Genomic DNA, 256 nt, shown 5'->3' on the forward strand with positions numbered 1-256 from the left:
AGAGCACCGAAGCCGAGGCCGCGCGGCAGATCGCCGCGCAGCAGGAAGCCGCGCGCCGCGACACCGACCGCCAGGATGCCGAGCGTCAGGCCACCGCCCGCCGCGAGGCCGAACAGCGCCAGCAGCAGGCCGCTGCCCAGCAGGCCGCGGCCACCCGCCAGGCCGCCGCGGCGCCGAGCCTGCGCCCGGTCAGCACCCCGGCCCCGCGTTACCCGGCCGACGCGCTGCGTTCGGGCACCTCCGGCGAAGTGCTGGT

At 78.9% G+C, this 256-nt stretch carries 1 protein-coding gene; it reads left to right on the plus strand.

The window, feature by feature from the left end; translation table 11 throughout:
- The coding region (locus tag AAE045_RS24075) for a hypothetical protein (protein ID WP_455549818.1) at positions 1–256 on the plus strand (256 nt) is incomplete at both ends.

The organism is Dryocola clanedunensis, from assembly GCF_038405435.1.
GTDB classification, from domain to species: domain Bacteria; phylum Pseudomonadota; class Gammaproteobacteria; order Enterobacterales; family Enterobacteriaceae; genus Dryocola; species Dryocola clanedunensis_A.